General features: G+C 46.0%; 3 protein-coding genes. 2 read left to right on the top strand and 1 reads right to left on the bottom strand.

Translation table 11 applies throughout. The features are described 5' to 3' along the window. Positions 1 to 717 precede the first annotated feature (717 nt). Positions 718 to 1395, bottom strand: coding sequence for an OmpA family protein (locus HMPREF0666_RS00930; protein ID WP_009010401.1), 678 nt, complete (start codon positions 1393 to 1395; stop codon positions 718 to 720). Positions 1396 to 1772: 377 nt separating this feature from the next. Here HMPREF0666_RS00930 and proS point away from each other — a divergent pair, with 377 nt between their 5' ends. Next, positions 1773 to 3254, top strand: a complete 1482-nt coding sequence (gene proS, locus HMPREF0666_RS00925) for a proline--tRNA ligase (protein ID WP_009010400.1) — start codon at positions 1773 to 1775, stop codon at positions 3252 to 3254. 136 nt (positions 3255 to 3390) lie between these two features. Next, entirely contained in the window at positions 3391 to 4326 is a 936-nt protein-coding gene (locus tag HMPREF0666_RS00920) for a hypothetical protein (protein ID WP_009010399.1), read from the top strand. Positions 4327 to 5427 lie beyond the last annotated feature (1101 nt).

Raw genomic sequence — 5427 nt, 5'->3', positions numbered from 1 at the left:
GATATTTTTCTCTCACAGAGCGCACAGAGTTTACGGAGCTTTTTGGCGCACAGTTTGAGCCCACAGAACGCCTTCGGCATACAGAGTTCACAGAGGCCTCACCCCCAGCCCCTCTCCGAATGGAGAGGGGAGTAGTATGTGAGGTTACCCCTTTTGGCCTGCTAATGATAGAAGATGGGCTGCTAACCATTTGGAGGACATGGAGGGGTATCTCGGTGATCACTCCCCTCTCCATTCGGAGAGGGGCTGGGGGTGAGGCCTCTGTTGGCTGTAACGTTCTGTGAAAATCTGTGAGAAATAGAATACCCAATAGATTTCCTGCGTTCTTGAAAAAACCTGACAAAAACGTACAAGAAAGCTCTTACGGATATAAGGTGGTATGATTAAAAAACTAAATCGCAACTAACAAGAAATCAATCACTTATAGGCTCGAAGCAAGAAGGGCCTTATCAAGCATCAAGAAAGGCGTCTTCAAGGGTCAAGAAGGGCATATTCTCGAACGTTGAAGGGCATGTTCTTGAAGCATGAAGGGCATATACTGGATTCAAGTATGGCGAAAACTCTTTACATATTCGTGGGGAATAAGCATGGAGTGTCGCCTCTTCTTTTCCAAAGAAAAAGGGATACTGCCTCGGCAATATCCCTTAGAAAAGATTTTATTAGCAAAGTTTATTGGGACAGACGATAGACGACTGTCCCGTTGTATCTATTGATTACTTATAAAGAACCATCGTTTGCCTGACGTACCATCTCAGAGGATGCATAGAGGTAGACCTCTACACGGCGGTTAGCCTGGCTGATTGTCTTGTTCTCAATAGGGTTCGCACTACCGAAGCCCTGTACTGAACGGATCTGACGACTGCTCACTCCACGACCTTTCAGATAGGATGACACGGCTTCAGCACGACGCTGTGACAATGGGACATTAATGTTGTCATTACCTGAAGCGTCGGTGTAGCCCTGTATAGCAACGTCACAGTTAGAGTTGCGTTGCATGAGGGAAGCAAACTTCGTGAGGTCGTTCTTGGCCGAAGCACTTAGGTTTGAACCATTCAGAGGGAAGAGAATACCTGAGTCGAAGGTAACCTTCACGCAGTCTAATCCGTTCGCATCAGTAACCTTATCGACACGTGCATTAGGCAACTGCTGCGATGCCTCGCGTGCTACCTTGTCCATGTGACGACCGATGAGGGCTCCCGCTCCTGCACCAACAGCACCACCAATGGCTGCACCAATAGCTGTACTCTTACCGTTATGACCTATTATTTGACCGACGATGCCGCCCAATGCTGCACCAGCACCGCCACCGATTAATGATCCTGTACCTTGTTTTGTCTGACAACTTACGACAGTGAGGAGACACATTCCTGCTGCCATCATCTTCATATTCTTCATAATCAAACGTATTAAATGACTATTGTCTTTTACCTTATTCGGCATGGTCAACGACCGTGCCTTAATTCATTTTAATTCATGCAAAGTTAAACAAATATATGCCATAGGGCCCTTATTGCCAACATTTTTTTGTATTTTTGCAGAAAATAAGCCAACTCGGCAAATAGAAACAAGCTTCGTTTGCACTCATTTGCATTATTTTCGCAATAGATAGACTGGTCGGAGTAGATGGGAGAAAACCTCCCGTAGGCTCGCTTATCCCAGTTGTATCTGTGTGCAAAGTTAGTGTTTCATGCCATTATGGCAAAAGGGAAACACCTATAACAACGTGGGAAATCCCCTAAAAGGGTAAAGTAAAAGAATAGAATAAAGTATTTATGGCAAAAGAACTGAAAGAACTTACCAAGAGAGCCGACAACTACTCTCAATGGTACAATGACTTAGTAATAAAGGCAGACTTGATTGAGCAGTCTGCTGTACGTGGTTGTATGGTTATCAAACCATACGGTTATGCTATCTGGGAGAAGATACAAGCGCAGCTTGATAAGATGTTTAAGGAGACCGGAGTACAGAATGCTTACTTCCCAATGTTAATCCCTAAGAGCTTTCTCTCACGTGAGGCTGAACACGTGAAGGGCTTTGCCAAGGAGTGTGCTGTGGTTACTCACTATCGCTTGAAGGCTACTGAAGATGGCAACGCCGTACAGGTAGACCCTAATGCGAAGCTCGAGGAAGAACTGATCATACGCCCTACAAGTGAGACAATCATCTGGAACACCTATAAAAACTGGATACATTCATGGCGCGATCTACCGTTGATGTGCAACCAGTGGTGTAATGTGATGCGTTGGGAGATGCGCACTCGTCCATTCCTTCGCACGTCAGAGTTCCTATGGCAGGAGGGTCACACCGCCCATGCAACACGTGAGGAGGCTGAGAAGGAGGCACAGACCATGTTGCGTGTCTATGCTGACTTTGCTGAGAAATGGCTCGCTGTTCCTGTCGTACAGGGCGTTAAGAGTGAGACAGAACGCTTTGCGGGTGCATTGGATACCTATACTATTGAGGCCATGATGCAGGATGGTAAGGCCCTTCAAAGTGGTACTTCTCACTTCTTGGGACAGAACTTTGCAAAGTCATTCGACGTCACCTTCCTTAATAAGGAGAACAAGCCAGAGTATGTATGGGCCACTTCATGGGGTGTTAGTACTCGATTGATTGGTGCGCTCATCATGACTCACTCTGACGATAACGGTCTCGTTCTCCCTCCGAAGATTGCACCTATTCAGGTGGTTATCGTACCTATCTTCAAGGGTGAAGAGCAGTTGAAGGAACTGACAGCCAAGCTACAACCAGTCATCGACCAGCTCCGTGAGTTGGGAATCACCGTCAAGTATGACGATACCGATAATAAGCGTCCGGGCTTCAAGTTCGCTGACTATGAGCTTAAGGGTGTACCTGTACGTCTTGCTATGGGTGGTCGTGACTTAGAGAACAACACTATTGAGGTGATGCGTCGTGATACGCTTGAGAAAGAAAGCCTAAGTTTTGATGGCATCGTAGAGCACATCAAGAACCTTCTCGACGACATTCAAGCTAATATCTTCAAGAAGGCCAAGGACTTCCGCGACGCTCATATCTATGAGTGTGAGAACTATGATGAGTTCAAGGAGAGAGTGAAGGACGGTGGTTTCTTCCTCTGTCACTGGGACGGAACAGAGGAGACTGAGGCGAAGATTAAGGAAGACACGCAGGCAACCATCCGTTGTGTCCCTTATATGTTCGAGCAGACTCCAGGCGTCGACATGGTTAGCGGCAAGCCTGCTAAGTATCGTGTCATCATCGCAAGGTCATATTAATAAAAGGATACTGGCATTACCGAGGGTTTCTATAGCCCTCGACAATGCTGGTTTTTGCTTTAGAGAGGATGGCAGGAAGGCCTATCGAGCCTATCAGCCCTTGCATTCATAGCAACTAACTTAAACATTATCAATTATGAAAAAGTCACTTCTTACTTTTGTTTTCCTCCTTGCTCTGACAGCATTAAACGCTCAGACACTCATCAAGGCTAAGTTTCAGAAAGGCGAACAAGCTACTTATTCGACTGTGTCGGAAACGAAGATCTCAACACCTATGGGCGGTGGCGACCAGTCGGTCAAGACGAGTAGTAACACCGTCATTACCGTGAAGGAGGCCAATGCGGATGGGTATGTTATCGAATTGATAACCAAGGACATTAATACTGAAGGCGACCAGTCTACAGCCTTGCAGACGAGGAACATGCTGAGTCAATACCTCGGTAATGTTCCTATGCGAGTAAAGACTGATGCCAACGGAAAGGTGACCGACATCCTAAACTTTGAGGAGGTGCAGGCCAGTGTGAGCAAGCTTGTGATGGTGTTCATCGACTCTATCTATAAAGAAAAGCCTCAGTTAGAGCAGGGCCTGCCTAAGTATAAGATGGCGATGTCGCTCAACAACTTGCTAACCAAGCAGACTTTCATTGAGACAATGGAACATTCAACCTTCTTCAACCTCTTTGGTAAGACGCTAAAGACAGGTGATAAAGAGGATGTCAATCAGCAAGGAATAAAGTCAATCGTCACCTATGAGGTTACTAAGGAGCCTAACGAGCTCGTCATCATAGGTAAGACACAGAACAACATGAGCGAAGACGACGTGAAAGGCTTCCTCATTGACAAGATGAAACTGATGGGCTCTGACGAGTCAATGATAGCTAAGTTCGAGCAAGGATGGTTGATGATGAAGAAGATGGGACTAACGAAAATGGACGGTAGCGGTACGATTACGACCCGTCTACTCCCTTCTGGCTGGGCCACAGAGTATAGTTCTTCTATCAAGTCAAAGGTGATGGGCGCCGTAATGACTACTAACTCCGTGTCTAAATTAGTAGAACATAACTGGAAGTAATCCGCTTCCTCAGACGCTATATATAATATAATAAGGTGGTGATGCCTGTCTCATCGCCACCTCCCTTTCGCTCCTTTCCACGGTGTGGATAGGTGTGTGGGGGTGGTGTGTGGGCTTTTTAGTTATACATCCCTTCGCTCCTTTCCATTATGTGGATAGGGGTGTGGGGGTGATGAGTGGGCTTTTTAGTTATACGTCCCTTTGCTCCTTTCCATTAGACAGATAGGTGTGTGACTCTGGTGTGTGAGCTTTTTACTACATGTTCCTTAGCTCCTTTCCATTACGAGGATAGATAAGCAGGGATGATGTGTGGGCCTTTTACTAAACTTTCCCTTCGTTCCTTTCCATTACGAGGATAGATGAGCGGGAGTGGTATGTGGACTTTTTTAGTACTCTTATTCTTAGTTCCTACCACTCATTAGTGGTGTTTTCTATTCTCCTTTATGGGGTATTGATGATTGCTGATTAGTAATCGTCTTCCCCTCTTCGACGAGCTAATTAGGCTGTAAAAAATCATTACATCGAATAGCGTTAATCACCCTCATGAGAGATGTGTAGATTCTTCTACAGTCAACGCTATAACCTTCAAGAAATCAGCACGTTATAAACAGCGTTTAAGAACAAGCCCCTCTTGCATCAAGAAGGGCATGTTCTTGCTCCTTGAAAGGCATGTTCTCGAATATTGAAGGGCCTCTTCTTCGTTCAAGAAGAGCGTTTCCTCGAAAAGAGGGGGATATGGATTGCGAAATATCCTGACATTTTCAGTTTGTTTGATTAGCCTTTCTTTTTCACAGAGAACTATTCTTTCTCTCACAGAACTCACAGCGGCCTCACCCCCAGCCCCTCTCCGAATGGAGAGGGGAGTAGTATGTGAGGTTACCCCTATTGGGCTGCTTGCATGGGGCGTGGTGAGGTCTTTCTCTCACGCTGGATAGGTTTTTCTCTCACAGAGCGCACAGAGTTCACGGAGTTTTTTGGCGCACATTTCGAGTCCACAGAAGGCCTCCGGCATACAGAGTTCACAGAGCGTTACTGCTAATGTTGGCACGAATAAGGGACAACAAGTAGCCTATATCCTTCTTATAGGGGTATCTCAGTGAT

The organism is Prevotella sp. C561 (assembly GCF_000224595.1).
In the GTDB taxonomy this organism is placed as follows: Bacteria; Bacteroidota; Bacteroidia; order Bacteroidales; family Bacteroidaceae; genus Prevotella; species Prevotella jejuni.
This window is presented reverse-complemented; position numbering and strand designations above follow the sequence as displayed.

What these genes read in the sequence shown, in the direction of transcription:
- HMPREF0666_RS00930 (WP_009010401.1), bottom strand. Translation starts at nt 1,395, where the DNA reads ATGAAGAATATGAAGATGATGGCAGCAGGAATGTGTCTCCTCACTGTC.
- proS (WP_009010400.1), top strand. Translation starts at nt 1,773, where the DNA reads ATGGCAAAAGAACTGAAAGAACTTACCAAGAGAGCCGACAACTACTCT.
- HMPREF0666_RS00920 (WP_009010399.1), top strand. Translation starts at nt 3,391, where the DNA reads ATGAAAAAGTCACTTCTTACTTTTGTTTTCCTCCTTGCTCTGACAGCA.